The following is a 20,956-nucleotide window of genomic DNA, read 5'->3' as shown; positions in this document are numbered from 1 at the left end:
CGCGCTCGCTTTAGAACGGAATTCATCACTTCTTTATGGTCATTTATGGAAAAGTCAACGTTTCGCAAAGTAGGGTTCGGCCTGGCATTGGCCGTCGCGGCGGCATTGGTCCTCTACACGCTGCAAGCTCCCGCCGACACCCCGCAATACCTCACCGCGCCCGCCGAGCGCGGTGATATTGAAAATGCCGTATTGGCCACCGGCATTCTGGAGGGTGTCAAGCAGGTCGACGTCGGTGCCCAGGTTTCCGGGCAGTTGAAGTCACTCAAGGTCAAGGTCGGCGACAAGGTCAAAAAGGGCCAGTGGCTCGCCGAAATCGACCCATTGATCCTGGAGAACACCCTGCGCAAAGCCCAGGTAGATGAAGAAAACCTCCAGGCCCAACGCCGGGCCACGGTGGCCCAGCTTAAACAGACCAGGTCGGTGTATGAGCGCTACAAAGGCTTGCAGATCGATGAGTCGGTGTCACGCCAGGACTTCGAGAACGCCGAGTCGAACTTCCAAGTGCAGCAGGCCAACCTGGTGGCGCTGGATGCGCAGATCAAAAGCGCGCATATCCAGATCGATACCGCCAAGGTCAACCTGGCCTATACCCGCATCGTTGCGCCCATCGATGGTGACGTGGTGGGCATCGTCACCCAGGAGGGCCAGACCGTGATCGCCAACCAACTGGCGCCGGTGCTGCTCAAGCTGGCGGACCTGGACACCATGACCGTCAAGGCTCAGGTGTCGGAGGCCGACGTGATCCATATCAGCCCCGGCCAGCCGGTGTATTTCACCATCCTCGGTGAGCCCGACAAGCGCTACTACGCCAAGTTGCGCGGCACGGAACCGGCGCCGCAGAACTTCCTGGAAACCCAGGCCGCGGGGACGCCGAAGCAGAACACGGCGGTGTTCTACAACGCGCTGTTCGAGGTGCCCAACCCTGACCATCGCCTGCGTATTTCCATGACCGCCCAGGTGCGCGTCGTGCTCGACACCGCCCAGGCCGCGCTGGTGGTCCCGGTAGCTGCGCTTGGTGCGCGCAACGACGATGGCCGTTACACGCTGCGTGTGCTGGATGCCAAGGGCAAGGCGGTGCCCCGCGACGTGAAGATCGGCATCAATAACAACGTCAAGGTGCAGGTCCTGGACGGTCTGGCCGAGGGCGATAAAGTGGTGATCGGTGATGCAACCCCTGCCGTGGCGGGGAGCTGACGCATGACCCAGCCACTGTTGGAGCTCAAAGGCATCACTCGCAGTTTCATGGCCGGCGAGCGTGAATTCATTGCGCTCAAGGGGATCGATCTGACGATCCAGGCCGGGGAAATGGTCGCGATCATCGGCGCCTCGGGGTCGGGTAAATCCACGCTGATGAACATCCTCGGCGGGCTGGATTACGCCACGGCCGGCAGCTACAAAATCAACGGCATCGAGACCCGTTCCCTGGGTGATGAACAACTGGCGGAACTGCGTCGGGACTACTTCGGTTTTATCTTCCAGCGCTACCACTTGCTGGCGCATCTGAGTGCCTTGCACAACGTGGAAATGCCGGCGATCTACGCCGGTACACCGCAAACCGCACGGCATAGCCGGGCCCGGGAGTTGCTGGCGCGGCTGGGCCTGTCGGGGCACATCAGCCACCGGCCGAGTCAGTTGTCGGGTGGGCAACAGCAACGGGTCAGTATCGCGCGGGCCTTGATGAATGGCGGCGAGGTGATCCTCGCCGACGAGCCCACCGGGGCACTCGACAGCCACAGCGGCAAAGAGGTGATGCGTATCCTCGCTGAACTGCACGCGGCCGGGCACACGGTAATAATCGTCACCCACGACCCCAAGGTCGCCGCGAACGCCCAGCGTATCGTCGAAGTCTGCGACGGCGAAATCATCAGCGACAAGGCCAACGACAGTGTCGGCCTGGAGCTGCCCGGTGAAGCCCCCATCGAACCCAGGCGCAGTGGCGCTCGCCGGTTGGTGGCGAGCCTGGGGCTGTTCAAGGAAGCGTTCAACATGGCCTGGGTCGCGCTGATTTCCCATCGCATGCGAACCTTGTTGACCATGCTCGGGATCGTCATCGGGATTACGTCGGTGGTGTCGATTTCAGCTATCGGCGAGGGCGCCAAACGCTATGTGCTCAAGGACATCCAGGCCATCGGCAGTAACACCATCGACATCTTTTCCGGCACCAGTTTTGGTGACAGCCGCGCGTCGGCCATCGAGACCTTGATGCCTGCGGATGTGGAGGCGTTGAACCAGCTGTATTACGTCGACAGTGCCACACCGGTGGTGGGCCGCAACCTGTTGCTGCGCTTTCGCAATATCGACCTGGACGCGCAGGTCAATGGCGTGAGTGACCGCTATTTCAAGGTCAAAGGCCTGAAGCTGGAAGCCGGTATTGCGTTCAGCGAAAACGATGCGCGACGCCAGGCGCAAGTGGTGGTGATCGACCACAACACGCGTCACCGTTTATTCGGGCCGAATGTCGACCCGCTGGGCAAGGTGATCCTGGTGGGCAAGCTGCCGTGCACGGTGATCGGGGTGACCGCCGAGAATAAAAACATGTTCGCCGCCAACAATTCGCTGAACGTGTGGGTGCCTTACGAAACGGCGGCGGGGCGCCTGTTGGGCCAGCGTCATCTGGACAGCATCACCGTGCGCATCAAGGATGGCCAGCCGAGCAAGGTGGTGGAAGACAACGTCAATAAACTCATGCTGCAACGCCACGGCACCAAGGACTTCTTCACCAACAACCTCGACAGCATCATGCAGACGGTGCAGAAAACCAGCCGCTCACTGGCGCTGTTGTTGTCGTTGATCGCCGTCATTTCGTTACTGGTGGGGGGCATCGGGGTGATGAACATCATGCTGGTGTCCGTCACCGAACGTACCCGCGAGATCGGCATTCGCATGGCCGTGGGCGCTCGACAGTCGGATATCCGCCAGCAGTTTCTGGTAGAGGCGGTGATGGTGTGCCTGATCGGCGGCGTGATCGGGATTTCGCTGTCCTACGCCATCGGCTATCTGTTTTCACTGTTTGTGAAGGAGTGGGAGATGGTGTTCTCCCTGGGCTCGATCATCACCGCGTTTGCCTGTTCGACGTTGATCGGCATTGTGTTTGGTTTTGTGCCGGCGCGGAATGCGGCGCGGCTGGACCCGATTGAAGCATTGGCCCGGGACTGATGGATGATGGCGGGAGGGGCCATGCACCCTCCCACCGTTCCATAGGCGTTCGCTTACAGGTCTGGCGTATCCTCGGTGGCGTACATCCAGCGCAACAACGAATGCCGCCCACTGATCCCCAGCTTGATCGCCGCTCGCTTCAGGTAGCTCTCGATGGTGTTGACCTTCAGCGCCAATTGCTCCGCCAACTCCGGTGCGGTGCGCCCGGCCAGCAGGCCGACACAGACTTCCAGCTCCCGCTTGGACAAGGTCAGCCCCGACTGCTCAAGGCGCTCTTGAATGCGCAGGCGCAAGGTTTCGATGCCTTGGTTGTCCGGCACCAGCGGGTCGCTGTCCTGGCGGTAGGGCTGGATCGCGATGATGTGGTTTTCCACCATCGGCAGCAGCAGGGTGGAAAAGTCCCGCAACATGCTGCGTTCCTGCGGTGAGAAGCTTTTGGACTGATGGGAGCGATACACCGACAGCACGTAACGCAGGTTGTCCTTGCGGCGCGTGAGGTGTAACTGGGTGGCGGGTTGTTCGGGGTCCAGGGCCACTACCGAATCGGTATAGACCGGGTTGATTCCGCGGCTGGCTTGCCCGGTGCAACTGACCTGTAATTGCGTGATATGGGTGGCATCCACAGACAGCTGGGTGAGGATGAGGTCATGCAGCAAGCGTGGGAAATGGCGACTGCCGGTGCTGGCGATGACTTTGCCTATATGGGGGAACAGGTGTGAGTTCATCAAATTCGTCCATGAATTTCAGGTGCGGATATTCAGCCTTGTAAAGGCGGGTATCAGACGGTAGCCGATGCGAGTAACTGGCAATGATAATGCTTCCCGTCGGCACGTATGCTAGTACAGCCTGGCAATAGGATGGGGATCCAATCCGTAAAAAATCAGATAAAAAGGCATAACGGCGGTCGGACCAGTCCGACCACCGTTGTGGGAAAGGATAACGCCAAGCTTGGACTTATCTCACCGCATGCTCGGCAAGCGAGGCGCGGCGTGTCGCCTCGCGCGTGCATTTGGCCAGGGCTTGTTGCACGTCGGCCAATAGATCGGCGACATCCTCAAGCCCCACCGACAAACGCACCAGACCTTCACTGATGCCGTGGTGCGCGCGTTCTTCCGGAGTGTAGGAGGAGTGGGTCATGCTCGCGGGATGCTGGGCCAGTGATTCCGCATCGCCCAGGCTGACCGCGCGGGTGAACAGCTTGAGTGCGTTCATGAAACGCCGACCGGTCTCAATCCCGCCCTTGAGTTCAAAAGCGATCATGCCGCCGGCCATTTTCATCTGGCGCGCCGCCAATTCGTACTGCGGGAAAGAACGCAGCCCGGGGTAAGTCACCCATTGCACAGCGGGGTGCGCCTGCAAGGCTTCGGCCACCGTCTGGGCACTGCTGCAATGGCGTTCCATGCGCAGGGCCAGGGTCTTGAGGCCCCGCATCAACAGGGACGCATCCTGCGGCGACATCACTGCGCCGGTCAGATCCTTGAGCCCTTGCAGGCGAATGCGTTGCGCCAGGGCGTGGCTGCTCACCGCGATGCCGGCGGTGATGTCGCCATGCCCACTGAGGTATTTGGTGGCCGAATGCACCACCACATCGGCGCCCAACTCCAGGGGGCGTTGCAGGTAGGGCGTGCAGTAGGTGTTGTCGACCACCACGGTGACATTCGGTTGTTGATGGGCGAGTTGCGCCACGGCGGCGATATCGACCAATTGCAGGGTGGGGTTGGCCGGGGTTTCGCAGTAGATCATGCGGGTGGCGGGGGAGAGTGCAGCTCGAAGGGCGGCCAGGTCGGTAAGGTCGACGTGCCGCACCTTGATACCGAACTCGCCGATGCCGTGGTGCAGGAGGGCGAAGGTGCAGCCGTAGAGGGTTTGACTGACGATGATTTCGTCGCCGGGGCGCAGCAGGGTCCAGAACGTTGCGGCAATCGCGCCCATGCCGGAGCTGAAGGCCACTGCGGCCTCGCCGTTCTCCAGGGTCGCCATGCGCGACTCCAGCAGGGCCAGGGTGGGGTTGGAAATACGCGTATAGAAGTGACCGCTCGCTTCGCCGGCGAAACAAGCGGCACCGTATTCGGCGGTGGGGAAGGCGAATGTGGCCGACAGGTAGATCGGCGGCACCAGGGCACCATGATGGTCCTTGGGGTCATAACCGTGGTGGATGGCGCGGGTGGAAAAGCCGAATGCATTGTGTTTATTGTTCATCTCGGGCGCTCCTTATTTCCTACAATGCTATGCTCATAACCGCAGATGAACGTTGCCAAATTTGCCGCCAAGTCCCGCGTCAAGGGATGAAAAGCCTATAAAAATAATGATTCGAGGCACGTTATGCCCATCAGTCTGGATCGTACCGACAAAGCCCTTTTAAACGCATTGCAAGGCAATGCGCGCCTGACCGTCGCCGAACTGGCCGACCGGGTTGCCCTGACCACTTCGCCCTGTTGGCGGCGGGTCAGGAACCTGGAAGACAGCGGCGTGATCAGCGGCTATCAGGCGATCTTGTCGCCCAAGGCTCTGGGGTATGGGGTGACGGCGTTTGTCAGCATCATGATGGAGAGCCACACCCAGGACATTGCCCGGGCGTTCGAGAAACGGCTGTTGGACATTCCGGAGATCGTGGCGTGCCACAACGTGTCGGGGCGCTATGACTTTCTACTGGAAGTCGTGGCCAAGGACCTGGAATCGTTCGGCGAGTTTGCCCGGGAGGTCTTGCAGACCCTGCCCTGTGTCAAAGAGATCTATTCGAGCTTTTCCTACAAGTCGGTCAGGCCGTTGCGCGTGATTCCATTGCCCGGTTGATCAGAGCGCTATACGCACCTGGGCACACAACCCGCCGCCGACACGATTGCTCAGCGTCAGTGAGCCGCCAATCGCCACCGCCAATTGCTGCGCAATCGCCAACCCCAACCCGGTGCCACCGGTGCCACGGTTGCGTGAGCTTTCTACCCGGTAAAACGGCTGCATCACTTGCACCAGCTCCTCGTCGGCAATGCCGGGGCCACGGTCCTGCACCTTGATCGACAATTGCCCGTCGGCGGTCGAACTCACCTCCAACTCGGCGCTGCCGGCGAATTTCAGGGCATTGTCCACCAGGTTCACCAGCACCCGGCGCAGGGCGTGGGGGCGGGTGTCCAGCACCACCGCACTTTTACCGGTGAGGCTTACGTTTTTATGCATGTCCTGATAGTCAAAGACCAGGCTGTCCAGGAACGCGTCCAGGTCGATGCGGTGGCTGGCTTCGGTGGCGCCGTGGACGCTACGCGCATAGGCCACGCCTTCGCGTACCAGATGCTCCATTTCCCCCAGGTCGTTCCACAATTTGTCACGATCGGCGGAGTCTTCCATGAACTCGGCGCGCAGCTTCATGCGGGTAATCGGCGTTTGCAGGTCATGGGAAATCGCTGCGAGGATCTGCATGCGTTCCTTGAGGTATTCGGCGATGCGTTTTTGCATTTCATTGAACGCCGCAGCAGCGTGGGCCACTTCGGTGGGGCCTTTTTCGTCCAGGGGCGTGGGGTGGGCGTTCGGGTCAAGGGTTTCCACGGCGCGGGCCAGGCGGGTCAGCGGGCGGATGGCCAGGCGCACGGCGATCCACGTACAGCCGAGCAGTAGCGCCAGTTGCAACACCAGCACCACCGGTAGCCAGTAGGCAACGGGCAGGGCGGCTGGGCGCACATCAATAGTGATCGGGTTGCCGTCAGCGAGGGTCACGTGCGCCTGGAAGTGTTTTTGCAGGCCGGGGATGTCGCGAAAGGTCAGCGCATACCGTTCGCCCAGGGCACTGGCGATCGATGTGGCGGCCATGGGCATATCATCATTGTTCATGGGCTCGCCGGGCTCGCCGGCATTGAGCAGGTAGCGATAATTCTGCCGGTCGAGGCGTGGCAGCCAGCCGGCGCGTTCGTTGGCGGGCAGGCGGTCGAGGATCGCCACCGAGGTGGACACATCGTTTTCCAGGTTGCCGAGCATTGCGGTGCGGGCGCTGATGTAGCGCTCGTAGAACTGCGCGCTGAACGACAGGCCATGGGCGCACACCAGGCTGATCAAGAAGATCAGGGACAACTGCGATGCCAGCGTGCGCGGCCAACCCAACCGCCACTTCATGGCGCGGCCCCGAGGATTTCCACCGGCAGGGAAAACACATAGCCCTCGCTGCGCACGGTCTTGATGTAGGCCGGTTCACGGGCGTCATCCAGCAGGCGTTGGCGCAGGCGGCTGACCAGCAGGTCGATGGAACGGTCGAACAGGTCCGCGTCACGGCCTTGGGTAAGGTTCAGCAACTGGTCGCGGTTGAGCACACGCTGGGGGTGGTCGAGGAATACCCGCAATAACCGATATTCCGCACCGCTCAGGGCCACCAGGGTGTCGTCTTCATCCAGCAGGTGGCGGGCGGTGGTGTCCAGGCGCCAGCGTCCAAAACGAATCAAACGCCCGGTTTCGCTGACGACCAGGTTGGGCGGCAACATCCGCGTACGGCGCAACACCGCATTGATCCGCGCCAGCAACTCACGGGCGGCGAAGGGTTTGACCAGGTAATCATCGGCGCCCATTTCCAGGCCGATGATGCGGTCGGTTTCGTCGTTGCGCGCGGTGAGCATCAGCACCGGCGTGGCCTTGTGCTTACCCACCCGCAACTCGCGGCACAGCAGCAGGCCGTCGTCGCCGGGCATCATGATATCCAGCACAATCAGGTCCACCGGGGTGGTGTCGAGGAAGCTGCGCATCTGGCGGCCGTCGGCGACCACGGTGGTGCGCATGCCGTTTTTCTTCAGGTAATTGCCCACCAGTTCGCGGATCTCCCGGTCGTCATCGACGATCAGGATGTGATCGACATGCTCCATGCTGCGCTCCTCAAAAAATGTCATTGCCGCGCAGTCTAGCCATTGCGGGCGCGGTTGCCTTGTGCCCTTTGTATTGCACTGTATCTGGCGATAAGCAGATACACGGTGACGCAAAAAACAGCGACATTGTCGACGGTACGGCAGGCTTGCCAGGCATCACGCCTGACGTTATGCGCGCGCGGCCTTGGCCAGCAAGGTTTCGAATCGCCGTTGTGCCCGTGGCTCATCGGTATGCGCCACGTTGAAACGCATGGAGTCGCGGTTGGCCGGGTCATAACCGAACAGCGCGCCTGGCGCCAACACCATGCTGTGTTTCAGTGCCTCCTGGGCCAGTTGCTCACCGTTCACTCCCGCAGGCAATCGCGCCCAGATAAACATCCCGCCCTCATAAGCCATTGGAAGTTCGCAGCCGCAGCGCTTGAGCCATTGCTCGACTCGCCCTCCGGCTTCCTGCAGGCGCTGCACCGTGCGCTTACGATGCTTGGCGTAGCTGCCTTCGCTGAGCATGCGGTACACAACGTGCTCGAACAGCTCGGACGTCACGCCGCCGCTCATCAACTTCATATGGGTCAGGTTGGCGGCCAGTTGCGCAGCAGCCACCACGTAGCTGACACGGGTGTTGGCGCTGAGGATTTTCGAGAAGCCTGACAGGTAGGTGACCTGATCCAGCCCGGCCAGGGCCGCCAGGCGCGGGAGAGGGTTGGGATGCAGGTCGCCGTAAAGGTCGTCTTCGACGATATGGCAGCGGTACTGCTGGGTCAGTTGCAGCAGGCGAAACGCCTGGCTGGGGCTGAAGGAGTGGCCTGTGGGGTTTTGCAGCACGCTGGTGGTGAGGTACAGGCTGGGCCGGTGTTCGGCCAATAATTGTTCCAGTGCCGTGAAGTCGAAACCGTCGGGGCGACGCTGGATCGTCACCACTTTGACCCCGTGCAGGGCCAGGTTGGCGTGGAAGTTGAAGTAGCACGGCGCGTCCAGTAGCACGGTGTCGCCGGGGCGAACCAGCAGACGCATGAGCATGTCCAGGCCCTGCACGGTGTTGGGGGTGGTGATGATCTGCTCCACCGGCACCGACAGACCTTCGGTGTGCAGCTTTTGCTGCAGGGCCTGGCGCAGCGGCAACAGGCCCGCCGGCGTGCCCAGCCCCGCAATACGCAGCGAGGGCGCGCGCACCACACTGCGCATGGCCTGGCGGATGGCTTCGGTATTCAACCACTCTTCCGGTAAATGCCCGCTGCCGAGGCGCAGCTCGCTGCCGGCGTTTACCAATGGGCGTCGCAGCACGCTGAGCAAGTCCTGGGGCAACAGATCGACCCAGGCTACCGACGCCGGTCGGGCGGTCTCCATCGCGACGAAGTAGCCACGGCCCTGGCTGGACGTCAGCAGGTTGCGCCCACGCAGGCGGTCCAACGCCTCATTGAGGGTGAACTTGCTGACGCCCAGCACTTGGGTCAATTCACGCACCGACGGCAACTTGCTGCCGGGCGCCCACTCGCCGCCTTCGATGGCCTGGCTGAACGCCTCGACAATCTGCTGCACCTTCGGGATGCCTTCCACAAAGGCGATGGCGGATACGAACATGAACCTTCCTTGTGTTTGCCGGTTATTTTACCGGTGAAGTAAGGCCGGATTAGGCATCACTTTACCTGCCTTGCGCAATGGCGCCGCCCTAGACTGCGCGCCATTGAGTCACCGAGGGGAATCACGCCATGCACGACGAATTGACCAACCCCGCCGTACTGTTCTGCAACGGGTTGGCGCAACAGAAATACCAGGGCGCTGAAACAGGCTTGCACGCCGCCGACGAAGACGGCTGCACCCACTGGTACATCGACGGCAGTTTGTACGGCGAGATGGTCGAGGACTGGACCGAGGCACGTATTGCCAGCCTGCAGGCGCAGATGACGGTCACGGGTGTCACGCCGCTCTATCGCAGTAACTTCAAGGCGCCGCTGGGCAGCGAGGTCGAGGCATTCCGTGGGGCGGCCGTGGAGTACGTGAAAAAAGAGATCGACATCGCCAGCCGACTGGGCGCGCCGTTAATCATCCACGGCGGCTGCCTGGTCGAACCTGACCGGCTACAGATGGCCAAGCAGATTGCTCTGGAGCGCTACCTCAAATCAGTACAGGAATTGGCACGGTATGCAGAGGGCAAAGGCACGGACATCTACCTGGAAAGCCTGGCGCACTACGCCAATTACCGGATTTTTACCGATCAAGCGCAATACGCCTTGGTGGCTGAACGTGTGCAAGCACAGCGCAATGTGTATTTCGTCCTTGGCGTCGGCTACCCCAACATCGACAGCGGTTTGCTGGCGCACGTGCTGCGCCGATATCACCCTCTGATTAAAGGTATTTCTTTCGGCCCCCACGACGGTTATGCCGACGTGGTGCAAGCGATGGGTGAAACCCGCTGGAGGGGCCTGGTGACCCTCGAAGCCCACCACCGCTCACCCCATCAGGCATTGGCTGACCTGGCGGCGATGTACCTCGAATCCTTCTGATCCCCCTTCAAGGCCCCGGACCATGACCAGTGCGTTAACGCTGTCTTCGTTTCTCTATTTTCTAGTGTTTTGCGCCGCCATGACCTTCAGCCCCGGCCCCATGACCTTGCTGCTGTTGAGCCTGGGTTTGCGGGACGGTCTGCGCCGTTCGATCCCGGCGCAGCTCGGCGCCAGTGTGGCGTACCTGATTTCGATCCTGATTTTTGCCGTGGGCTTTTCGCAGTTGATCAAGGGCAACCTTGTCATCACGCAGACCATCCAGTCCGTCGGCGTGGCCTACATTCTTTACCTGGCCTACAAACAGTGGACCAGCAGTGCGGGGACGATCGACCAGGGCGGCGCCATGGAAGGCTCACGCAGCCTGTTCGGCAAGGGCTTGTTGACCGGGTTTTCCAACCCCAAGACCCTCATCATGTTCAGCGCCGTGTTCCCGCAGTTTGCCGGGGCAGGGGAGCACAACTCTACGGCGGATATCGCGATCCTGGGCCTGACCTTCCTGCTGCTGCAGTTTGTCAGTGGTTGCGTGTATTGCTATTTCGGCCAACGCATCCGTTACGTGCTGGAAGAGCCCAGGCGGCGAGTGTTGTTGCAGCGGTGCACTGCGGTGATGCTGGTGGGCGTTGCGTTGATGTTGGCGCGCGGGTTTTCGCACTGAAGTATTAGCCCATAAGCGGTAGTGGCGATTTGACGTCGCCCTGATAGACTCCAGGCACTTATCCTGGATTGCACTCACACCATGCCAGCCGCCGGAGGAAAGGGACTTCCGCTAGCTTCGCGCCTATATAAATCCCGTGCACTGGGGCTGACGCTCGGTTTTGTGTGCGTTGCGTTCGCTATGTACCCCCTGCACCCGTCCTTCTGGGTATGGGCCTGGATGCTGATCAACGCTTTTGCCTGGCCGCACTTGGCCTATCAATGGTCGCGCCGTGCGAGCAATTCGCTGCGCAGTGAGCGGCGTAACCTGCTGTTCGATTCCTTCTGCGGCGGCTTCTGGGTCGGCGCCATGCACTTCAACCCGTTGCCCAGCGTCACCACACTGTCGATGATGACCATGAACAACGTCGCCATCGGCGGGTTGCGTTTCATGCTCGCAGGCTGGGTGGCGCAAGGGCTGGGCATTGGCGCGTCCCTGCTGTTGTTCGCGCCGGCGTTCGTTGCCGTGACCAGCGAGGCCCAGCTGTACGCCTGCCTGCCAATCCTCACGGTATACCCCGTGGCCCTGGGCTGGATCTGCTATCGCCAGGCCGTGACCCTGGCCCGGCACAAGCGTGAATTACTCGCCCTGAGCCGCACCGACAGCCTGTCCGGCCTGCTCAACCACGGCGCCTGGAAAGACCATCTCGAAATCGAGTTTCAACGTTGCCGCCGCGGCCCGGCCGGCGCGGCGATTGCCCTGATCGATATCGACCACTTCAAGACCATCAATGACACTTACGGCCATGTGACCGGTGACATCGTGCTGCGCCAACTGAGCAAAGTGCTGCGCCAGAACCTGCGCGCTACCGACCTGGCCGGGCGTTATGGCGGCGATGAGTTCTGTGTGATCCTGCCCGACATGCCACTCAGCCGTGCCACCGAAGTGATGGACGCCCTGCGTGCTCGCTTCAACGCCTTGGCATACGCCCAAGACCCGACCTTGCGCGCCAGCTTGAGTATTGGCCTGGCGCCGTATCAACCGACCCACGCCGATTCCACGAGTTGGCTCAATGACGCCGACCTGGCGTTGTACGAGGCCAAGAGCAGCGGGCGTAACCGCGTCAGTTCGGCCCAGGGGAGTTTGTTGCGATCGGTTTAGTGGGGTAGGGTAGCGCAGCACCTCTCAACAAAAACAAGGATCGGTTCATGCTTTTTACCTTCTCCCGTACCCTTCTGGCGGCGACGCTGGCCTTGTCCTTCGCTGTGCCGGCCTACAGTGCCGAACCCCATAAACAGATCCAGGCAGATGCCGAACAGTACAAGGCCGAGGCGTTGAAGCTGTTGGAGCGTCTGGTGAATATCGATTCGGGCTCCGGCTACGAGCCGGGCCTGACCCAGGTACGTGATATTGCCGTTGATGAACTGAAACAGCTGGGTTTCAGCATTGAACTGGTGCCGGACAAAGCCGCCAACAATAGCCATGTGATCGCTACCCTCAAGGGTACCGGCAAGGCCAGGATCCTGCTGATGGCCCACATGGACACCGTGTTCAAGGAAGGCTCGGCCGCCGAGCGCCCGTTCCATATCAAGGACGGCCGCGCCTATGGCCCCGGCGTGATGGATGACAAGGGCGGCATCGTCGCCGGTATCTACGCGCTCAAAGTCCTGAAAAACCAGGGCTTCAAGGATTACGCGCAAATCACCTTCCTGCTCGACGCCAGCGAAGAAACCGGCTCTGAAGCGGCCTCCGAACTGATCCGCAAAACCGCCAAGGCCCACGACGTGACCTTGAACCTTGAGCCCGGCCGCCCAGCCGACGGCCTGGTGGTGTGGCGCAAAGGCAGCGCCACCGCCGTCGTTGAAGTCAAAGGCAAAGCCGCCCACGCCGGCGTCGCCCCGGAACTGGGTCGCAACGCCGCCATGGAGGCCGCGCACCAGATCCTGCAACTGGGCAAGCTGGGTGACGAAGAGAAGAAAACCACCATCAACTTCACGGTGCTCAAGGCCGGCGACCGCGTCAACGTCATCCCTGACCAGGCCACCGCCAAGGCCGACGTCCGCGCGGCGTTGCCGGAAGAGTTTGATCGTATCGAGAAAGACCTGGCGCGAGTGTCGGCCAACAAACTGATCCCCGACACTGAAGTCACCACCAGCCTGCACCGTGGTTTGCCACCCATGCCGCAGACACCGGAGTCGGACAAACTGGTGGCGATTGCCCAAGGCATCTACGGCGAGTTGGGCAAGACCTTGACGATTGAAGGCAGTGGCGGCGCGGCGGATGCGAGCTTGTCGGCGGGTGTGGGCACGCCGACGCTGGATGGGTTCGGGATAGTGGGCGGCAATATTCACACGCCGGAAGAGTACGCGGAGGTGGAGAGCGTAGTGCCTCGGGTTTATTTGTTGAGCCGGATGATTATGGAACTGTCGAAGCGGTGATTGGGGTGGGGCATTATCGAGATGATGATCGCCCCCCTTTTTTGTGGCGAGCGAGCTTGCTCGCGCCGGGCTGCGCAGCAGCCCCAAAACAGACAATACCGATTCAACTGAAAACACCCGTCGCCGGGCCTGGGGGGCCGCTTCGCGGCCCAGCGCGAGCAAGCTCGCTCGCCACGTGAAGTACGATAGTTTGAGGTAAGTTCTAGGTTGTACTATTTGAATGAGGCTTAGTTGAACTTTTCATAGTCCTGTGCGCCGAGTGAAGCTAGCCATTTCTTAAAGAAGTCGATTTGGTCTTGTGGGTTGCTTGTTAGATTTTCCTCTTCGTAGTCAAATATGTGAACGATATCTTCGTTGGTGGCTTGTTTGCCTAAGGTCATTTCGTATGCGACAAGGCCGGCACTCATTTGTGACGCCATTCTTGACGGCATTACGTTTATTTTTGCGCCCTTGCACAGAAATATCATTTGCGGGAAGTCGGCTCTGACTTTTCCTAGGCAGCTGTAGATGTCTTTGCCACAGTAAATTTTGCTAAAGTTTTCTGCTTCAGAGAATGTCATTAAGCAATTTCTTGTGTCGTATTTCACAGTGGTTTTTATTTTTTGATTGTTTGTTATTGCAAAAACTGTTTTTGTTTTCAATTCGTGCTCTATCCTGTGTGTTGAATTGCGAGTGGCATTCATGTATTTGTTATCATTAAAAGGCTGGATGCTGAAATGCCTTTTGTATGTATTTGGCTATTCTCAGTGTTTTTTTTATGAATGATGATGCAGATTTATTGGTGTGGGTAATTGCTTGGTGTTTCGAATCGGTGGTATGAGAAGTCCAGTGGGCGTGCTGCTCACTGTGACTGCTCTGATCTGTCGGAACTTCTGTTTTTGGGGAATTCCATTTGTTCAGTTATTGTCATGGTTTAATTTTTAAGAGGCAGTACGGTCTGCTCCTATTGATATTATCCATTTCTTATAAAAATTGGCCTGCTCCTGCGGATTGTTTGTGAGGTCGTGCTCTTCATAGTCAAATATATGAACTAGATCTTCTCGCGTTGCGCGCTTCCCTAGGGTTAGCTCATATGCAACCATTCCACCGCTCATTTGTGAGGCCATGCTTGAGGGCCTTACATTTATTTTTGCGCCTTTGCAAAGAAATTTAATGTGGGGGAAATCGGATCTAACTTTGGCAAAACAGATATACATATCTTCCGCAGTGTAAACCTTGGAAAAATTGGCTGCTTCGGAAAACTTTAACTTTATGCGGGTAGAATCGTATTTAAAGGTAACGTATGTCTCTAGGTTGTTTGCTATGGCTTTGATTATCTTTGTTCTCATTCTATTTAGGCTTTTTAAGGTTTCTGGTTAGTAGATTTTTATATGTGTTGTGATATTTAGGGTGCGTGGTTTCTAGATTTTTTTGTGGCTGTTAGCTCTATATTGAATTTTTTACAGTTGGATAGTTACCGAGGCTGCTCTGTCGGTTCGAGTGAACATAGGAACTTTGACGCTGCTGTGAAACCTCCAACGGATGGGTTGAGTAAATTCCAATCTGTGGGGCAACGGGTGACAATTGATCCTAAGTTGAATCTGCCCAGCGTTGGCAGAAGTCACGTTGCTTTTCTATGTCGTTAGTGATGTCGCTTTCCTCATAGGAGAAAATATGCACAGGCTTACCCTCTGGCTGCCCCATCGTTAACTCATAAGCAACCAAACCATTTGACATGTGTGAAGACATACCGGAAGTGTGAACATTGATTTTTGAACCTTTGCATAAGAACTTTATATCCTTCAGTTCCGCTCTTAGTAAGCCGAAGCTTTCATACAGATCCATAGCTGTATAAGTCTTTCGTGTTCCGTCGCCTAGTAATAAATGAAGAGTTGGTTTGCCTCCTTCATATTCGACTGTGACGCTTTCGGTTATACCGTTTTTGATTACGGTGATCTCACGTTTTTTTATGGGTATCTCCTGTTCGGGTTCAGTATTGTGATTCAGTCCATTTGGCTCGGTAAGCTATTTGTTCGTTTATATCATTCGTGAGGTCATTTTCTTCGTAGTCAAATATTCTTACGAGTTCTGCGTTTGGATCCCCAATTCTTACCTCGTACGCGACCACTCCGCCTGACATTTGTGATGCCATCGCTGATGGGTATACATTGACTTTTGAACCCTTGCAGAGGAATTTTACATCGCTGAATTCTTTTCTCAATGAGCCGAAGCATGTGTAAACATCTATCTCAGTAAACGTCTTTTGTACTCCGTCAGAAAACTCTATTGAAAGGGTTGAGGTTTTTCTTTCATACTCAATAATCGCCTTTTCTCGAAGGGAGTTCCTGATTATAGATATTTCTAACTTTTTCATTTTACTTCCTGTTTGGGTTGATTAGTGAATAGCCTTTATCTGTGCCATCGTCATTAAGAGGTGTGGCTCCTAAAATGTCTTTTGTGTCTATTCGCTTTGGTATGGCTATTTCTCGTTCCCTTTTATAGTCGGATAATTTGCCTAGCTCTTTGTTGACGTCTCGTCCGGCTATTTTTTTTAAAGTGTAAAGGTAGCCTTCCTCTAACCCAAAAGTTGTCCCGAATGTAATTCCTTCATCTCTCGAGGTTGATGTGCTGACAAAGTTGCTCGGAGGATTCATATTGTTTTGTGAGTGCAGGTAGAGGTCTGTACTCGTTCCTCTGCTTTCAAATCCAATTTCAAAAATCTCTTCCGGATGTCTATCGTCGCCACGATATAGATACTCCCGCTTTTCACTTGGGGTAGGTAGTGATGGTGCCTTTTCATCTACCTTTGCCTGCTCATTTGGTCTCTCTTGGCCTGTTCGAGGTTTGCATCCATCCCCACCAGGACACGTACTCAATCCCAGCGGATCCACCCACCCTGTAGGATTAGGCACGTACTGGTACGAGTTAATCCCACCCGCCAGCTTCACCGGATCTGGCGTCAGGTACCGACCAATATCCGGATTGTAGTAGCGATGACGGTTGTAGTGCAGCCCGCTCTCCGCATCGTAGTACTGGCCTTGGAAACGCAACGGATTGTCGATTTTGCCGACATCGAGACGTGCGATTTCGCCATAGGCGCGATAGTGCGCGGACCAGACGATTTCGCCGTCGGCGGCGGTGAGTTCCTGCGGCGTGCCGAGGTGGTCGAGTTGGTAGTGGTAGGGCTTCGTTTCCTTTGGGCCAAAGCCCTCCAACAAAACCAATGGGCGGAAGCTGTCCGGTTCGTAGACATAACTGCGATGGCGCTCCGCATGGTGCTCGGCAATCAGCTTGTCGCCCTGCCAGAAAAACTCCGTGGTTTTGTCATCCACGGTTTTGCTGATGCGCCGCCCAAACGGGTCATAGCGATAAAGAGCGGTTTGCCCATTGGGCGTGGTGATGCCAATTAAACGGTGCTGGCAGTCGTAGCGGTATTCGGTGACGAGTTGCTGACCTTTGCCGCGTCGCTCGCGGATCAGGTTGCCGAAGGCGTCGTAGTCGTAGTGGTGGTCGCCCTGGATCATCAGGCGATTGCCGGCAACGATGTCCGGGCGGGGGCGGTTCTGCATCAGCAGGTTGCCCGCCGGGTCATGGCCGAAGCGTTCCTGCACGTCTTGCGAGTGGTTGGCGCGGGTCAGGCGGGCAAGGGGGTCGTAGTGGTAGTCGTGCTGGCCCTTGCGGGTGTCGAGCAGGCGGGTGAGGTTGCCGGTTTTGTCGTAGTCGTATTGACGCTGATAAAGAATATGCTCCTGCTGGGTGATGGCATGAGCATGCAGGCGGTGTTGGTCGTCGTAGTGGTAGTGGCTGAGCAACTGGCCTTGTTGACGTTGGTGTTCGCGGCCGTTTTTAAATAGGTGTGAGGTGAGCAGCGCGCCATTGAGTTCGACGGTGGAAAGGTGGCCGCCTTTGTCGTGGTTGAACACCAGCCGGTTGTTGTCCGGCAGGCGCAGGTGTTTTAACTGGCCGCAGGCGTCGTACCCGTAACGCAGGGTGCCCCAGCCCTGGTGCTCGGCGGTGAGGCGATTTTGCACATCGTATTCGTAGGCCAGCGCCCAGTGGCCGTCGTCAACGCTGAGCAGGTTGCCTTGGCGGTCGTAGGCGTATTCAACCACCTCGCCGCCGGGGAGGGTTTTTCGTACGAGGCGACCGGCGTGATCGCGCTCGTAGCGGGTAACCCGCTGAGTGCCATCGTCGCCATGCTCGGTCTTTTCCAGCAGGTTGCCGTTGAGGTCGTAGGCATACGCCGTACGCTGGCCGTCAAAGCCAACCTCTTGCTGGATCAGGCCGTTGGGGTGGTAATCGAGCTGATAGGTTTCGCCGACTTCGTTTTCAATTTCGGTCAGCAATAACCGCACGTTGTCGTAGCGGTACTTGACCTGGGTGCCGTCGGCATTGAGGCGGCTACTGATCAGGTGCAGGCCGTCGGCGTATTCGTAGCGGGTGACGTGGCCGACTTCGTCGCGTTCGGCGGTGATTTTTCCGTAGGGGTTGTAGCTGTATTCCCGACACGCGCCGCCCGGCAGTACCACACGCACCAGGCGACCCACGCTGTCCCACTGGTACTGGGTCAGCGCACCGTGCTCATCCTCACGCGCCACCTGCCGCCCAAGGTCGTCATAGCGATAACGCTTGATCCCGCCATTGGGTAATTGCTCCTCCAGCAACTGCCCGCGTTCATTCCACACCAGCCGATGACAACTGTGATCGGGATACCCAACCGCCGTCAGTTGCCCGCGCTTGTTATAGCTGTAGTCGGTCATGTGGCCGTCGGGATCGATCCGACGTGTCACATCGCCCTGATCATTGCGCTCATATTTCCAGACAGCCTGACCACGCCGCACCACGCGTACGAAGCCGTTGTCATGCTCGTAGGACGTCGGTTCGTCATCCCCCGGAAACATCGCCACCAAGCGTCCGGCATCGTCGTACTGATACGCCGTCACCGCGCCCAGCGGGTCCTGCTCGACCGTCAGCCGGCCTTTGGCGTCATAGGATTTGAAGTGCTCGGCACCGTCCGGGTCGATACGCTGCACCAGGCGTGCGCGCTGGTCGTGCACGTAGACTTCCTGGCTGCCGTCGGCGTTGTGCACGGTGACCTGGCCGTCGTCACCCCAGGCGTAACGCGCGTCCATCTGCGAGAAGCTTGCCCAATGCCGGACACACCGCGCCGCCTTGCCCGCCCGTTCCCACTCCCAGTAGAAAATCGCGCCGCCGGCCAACTGCCGCTCAAGAATGACGTGCTGATCGTCGTACCGGTAAACCTCGCATTCACCGACGGCATTGGTCGCCGACACCAGTCGGCCAGCATCGTCATAGGCGTAGGAAACAACGGTCTGCTCTGTCACCCAGGCGAAGGACTCATGCGCCTTGGCGCGCTGAACCTGATAATCCACCGCCACGATGCGGCCCAGCTCATAGCGCAAACACAGCGAGCGGCCGACGCCGTTGTCCAACCGCTCAATGCGCCCCGAACGATCCCGCACAATGCGCAGCCGGTTGTCATACGCATCGCTGATGGTGGTCAGCACGCCGTCGCGAAAGTGGTAGAACCGCAACGCCTGGGCCAGCACTAACTCATCGGGCAGAGCGCCCAGATAGATCGCCGCTTCGGCCAGGCTATTGGTGATTGCAGGCCGTAACTCAGTGGGCAGTGGGAACTCAGTGGAGCGGTTTTCATGGTCCGTCCACAGCACCGAATCGCCCGACACCGCAAGCCTGTGCGCCAGCGCATGGCTCCAGCCAAACCCCAGCCCGCAATCCACCTCCACGGCACTGGTGCGGTACAGCCGCGTCCACTCAAACGGCAACACGCCATCCAGCGTGCCATCGGTGAGGGTCAGTAATTCCTCGCCGGTGACCATCGACACTGGGCAGCCATGGGAGGCGGTCTTGTCCGCACTGGCGGCGGCGTCGCCCTGTGGGTTTTTCGCCGAAACCGGTGCATCGTCGACAGGCTCCTGTCTGACCAGCACGGTCTTTTGCGACTTACTGCGAACCGCCGGAACCGGGTTGGAAACCAGCTGATCCCCAGCCTTCAGCGGCCCAACCGGCACCGTCTTGATCGGTGTCGCCACACTGCCCAGCAACAACGGCTTCAGCGCTTCGGCGTGGGGCTCCAGGCGTGGTCCCACCAGTTGCTCCGCCAGCGTTTGCAGCCAGCTGCGCGCTCGCCCGGACTTGATATGCCCCAGCACTTGGGCACCCAGTCGAAGCTTCACGCCCATGCCCCGGGTGGCCCAGATCAAAAACAGGTTGATCAACACTTCGCCGGTGATTTCACCCAGCAGTTCATACATGTCTGGCGGCGGCAGCATGCGTATCCAGGCGACCATGGCCGACAGACAGATAAACAAAAGCGGTTCATCGCTGAGCACGAGCAGGCCGTGGGCAATGGCGTCCTTGCCCACTTTCAGCAGTTCATCGAGTTCGGCTTGGGAGAGGTAATGCAGCAGCTTTTCGCTGTTGAGCGGGATGTCGGCGAGCAGGTCATAGAGCTGGGTGATGTTGTCCCACAGGCTGTAGAGCGCCTTGCCGATGCCATTAACGAACGATGCCTCCACCATCCGGCGCCGGTTCAGCGGTGTGGCGTCGGTGTAGGCTTTCCACTGGGACTGAAAAGTACTCGTCCACTGTTCGCGCAAGCCAAGTTCCAAGCGGTCGACCACCGACTGATAAGACGCATACAGCGTCTTGACGTGATCCTTGGAAACGTTGGGATAGAAGGTGACTTGATAGCGCTGATCGCGGGTGCACCCTGTGACTTCAAGAATGCCGCTGGGGCCGATGGTGTCGTGGAGGGGTGGCCCCATCGGGCTGCCATCCGCTGCAATGGCTTGCAGCATCACGGGGGTATTGCCGATAGGCACGAACTGCGTGCTTTCGAACATATGCACCAGGGTCAACGAGCCCTGGGCTTTGCACACGGCGACCGTGGAACTCGGTGATTGGGACGAAGCCGGCGCTACCAGCGCCACCTCATCACCGGCCTTGAACACCTGCTCGACATCCAGCGCCCCTGAGCTCCAGAAGCTCTCAGCCCAACCGTCAAATGTATTCAGGCATTCACGGAAGCCGCGCAATACGCTTTCAACATCGACCGTCTGCGCCTCCCTCGGGATCAGGGCGAGCCTGCCGATGGCCGGGTTCAAAACACAGCCCCTTCAACTGGAGCCTTCAATCGATCAACCATCTGCAATCCCTCGCACTGTGAAATCAGGCGAGGGACTTTGCAGAGGTTTTCAGGGCGGGGGAGTAGAGCTTATCCGGCGGTTGCGTGGGATGTTTCGATAGCCTCTGTCGCCTCCCGACCCAGCGGCGGACTGCACAGTACAAAGGCTGCCCCAAGCCCGTGCTTGCACTGCTCATCCGTAATGGAGGCGCTGTTTTGCGCTACCGTTTTTCCAAGAAAGC

16 protein-coding genes are annotated in these 20,956 nt (G+C 58.6%); 7 read left to right on the top strand and 9 right to left on the bottom strand.

Annotated features, from left to right (window positions below; genetic code table 11):
* The first annotated feature begins 45 nt into the window (after nt 1–45).
* A complete protein-coding gene (macA, locus tag EXW71_RS03645; protein WP_123714412.1) occupies nt 46–1,197 on the top strand; it encodes a macrolide transporter subunit MacA in 1,152 nt (383 codons plus the stop codon).
* Between the two features lie 3 nt (nt 1,198–1,200).
* On the top strand, nt 1,201–3,159 hold the full coding sequence (locus EXW71_RS03640; RefSeq protein WP_134657617.1) for a MacB family efflux pump subunit: 1,959 nt from the start codon (nt 1,201–1,203) through the stop codon (nt 3,157–3,159).
* Nucleotides 3,160–3,212: 53 nt separating this feature from the next.
* Here EXW71_RS03640 and EXW71_RS03635 read toward each other — a convergent pair whose 3' ends face one another.
* Entirely contained in the window at nt 3,213–3,884 is a 672-nt protein-coding gene (locus EXW71_RS03635) for a LuxR C-terminal-related transcriptional regulator (RefSeq protein WP_134657616.1), read from the bottom strand.
* 229 nt (nt 3,885–4,113) lie between these two features.
* Nucleotides 4,114–5,358 (bottom strand): methionine gamma-lyase, encoded by a 1,245-nt coding sequence (locus EXW71_RS03630; protein ID WP_134657615.1) that lies wholly within the window; start codon nt 5,356–5,358, stop codon nt 4,114–4,116.
* A 123-nt stretch (nt 5,359–5,481) separates the two neighbouring features.
* On the opposite strand from EXW71_RS03630, the gene EXW71_RS03625 reads away from it, so the two are divergent.
* The gene (locus tag EXW71_RS03625; protein ID WP_123714408.1) at nt 5,482–5,952 is read left to right on the top strand and encodes an Lrp/AsnC family transcriptional regulator; all 471 of its coding nucleotides are present in this window, start codon (nt 5,482–5,484) and stop codon (nt 5,950–5,952) included.
* On the opposite strand, the gene EXW71_RS03620 is transcribed toward EXW71_RS03625, so the two are convergent.
* The 3 genes from EXW71_RS03620 to EXW71_RS03610 form a co-directional block, all read right to left on the bottom strand.
* Entirely contained in the window at nt 5,953–7,257 is a 1,305-nt protein-coding gene (locus EXW71_RS03620; RefSeq protein ID WP_134657614.1) for an ATP-binding protein, read from the bottom strand.
* Nucleotides 7,254–7,994, bottom strand: a complete 741-nt coding sequence (locus EXW71_RS03615; protein WP_060755575.1) for a response regulator — start codon at nt 7,992–7,994, stop codon at nt 7,254–7,256. Before EXW71_RS03615 ends, EXW71_RS03620 begins: the two co-directional genes overlap by 4 nt.
* A 168-nt stretch (nt 7,995–8,162) precedes the next feature.
* Entirely contained in the window at nt 8,163–9,572 is a 1,410-nt protein-coding gene (locus tag EXW71_RS03610) for a PLP-dependent aminotransferase family protein (protein WP_134657613.1), read from the bottom strand.
* 128 nt (nt 9,573–9,700) lie between these two features.
* Between EXW71_RS03610 and EXW71_RS03605 the strand changes: the two genes are divergently transcribed.
* The 4 genes from EXW71_RS03605 to EXW71_RS03590 all read left to right on the top strand — a co-directional run bounded on the left by EXW71_RS03605 (nt 9,701) and on the right by EXW71_RS03590 (nt 13,567).
* Nucleotides 9,701–10,495 (top strand): TIM barrel protein, encoded by a 795-nt coding sequence (locus EXW71_RS03605; RefSeq protein ID WP_134657612.1) that lies wholly within the window; start codon nt 9,701–9,703, stop codon nt 10,493–10,495.
* Nucleotides 10,496–10,517: 22 nt separating this feature from the next.
* Nucleotides 10,518–11,150: a LysE family translocator gene (locus tag EXW71_RS03600; protein WP_134657611.1), complete on the top strand. Its 633-nt coding sequence runs from the start codon at nt 10,518–10,520 to the stop codon at nt 11,148–11,150.
* A gap of 81 nt (nt 11,151–11,231) precedes the next feature.
* Complete coding sequence (locus tag EXW71_RS03595) at nt 11,232–12,290, top strand: diguanylate cyclase (protein WP_134657610.1); 1,059 nt, start codon at nt 11,232–11,234, stop codon at nt 12,288–12,290.
* 47 nt (nt 12,291–12,337) lie between these two features.
* Entirely contained in the window at nt 12,338–13,567 is a 1,230-nt protein-coding gene (locus tag EXW71_RS03590; protein WP_134657609.1) for a M20/M25/M40 family metallo-hydrolase, read from the top strand.
* Between the two features lie 227 nt (nt 13,568–13,794).
* Here EXW71_RS03590 and EXW71_RS03585 read toward each other — a convergent pair whose 3' ends face one another.
* The 4 genes from EXW71_RS03585 to EXW71_RS03565 all read right to left on the bottom strand — a co-directional run bounded on the left by EXW71_RS03585 (nt 13,795) and on the right by EXW71_RS03565 (nt 20,694).
* Nucleotides 13,795–14,250 carry a hypothetical protein gene (locus EXW71_RS03585; protein ID WP_256657073.1) on the bottom strand — a complete coding sequence of 152 codons (456 nt, stop codon included), beginning with the start codon at nt 14,248–14,250 and terminating at the stop codon, nt 13,795–13,797.
* Between the two features lie 886 nt (nt 14,251–15,136).
* On the bottom strand, nt 15,137–15,391 hold the full coding sequence (locus tag EXW71_RS03575) for a hypothetical protein (RefSeq protein WP_305955815.1): 255 nt from the start codon (nt 15,389–15,391) through the stop codon (nt 15,137–15,139).
* A gap of 145 nt (nt 15,392–15,536) precedes the next feature.
* Nucleotides 15,537–15,920 carry a hypothetical protein gene (locus tag EXW71_RS03570; RefSeq protein WP_134657606.1) on the bottom strand — a complete coding sequence of 128 codons (384 nt, stop codon included), beginning with the start codon at nt 15,918–15,920 and terminating at the stop codon, nt 15,537–15,539.
* 1 nt (nt 15,921) lies between these two features.
* Entirely contained in the window at nt 15,922–20,694 is a 4,773-nt protein-coding gene (locus EXW71_RS03565; RefSeq protein ID WP_134657605.1) for an RHS repeat-associated core domain-containing protein, read from the bottom strand.
* Nucleotides 20,695–20,956 lie beyond the last annotated feature (262 nt).

Origin of the sequence: Pseudomonas sp. BCA17 (assembly GCF_004519405.1) — a bacterium.
Taxonomy (GTDB): Bacteria; Pseudomonadota; Gammaproteobacteria; order Pseudomonadales; family Pseudomonadaceae; genus Aquipseudomonas.
This window is presented reverse-complemented; position numbering and strand designations above follow the sequence as displayed.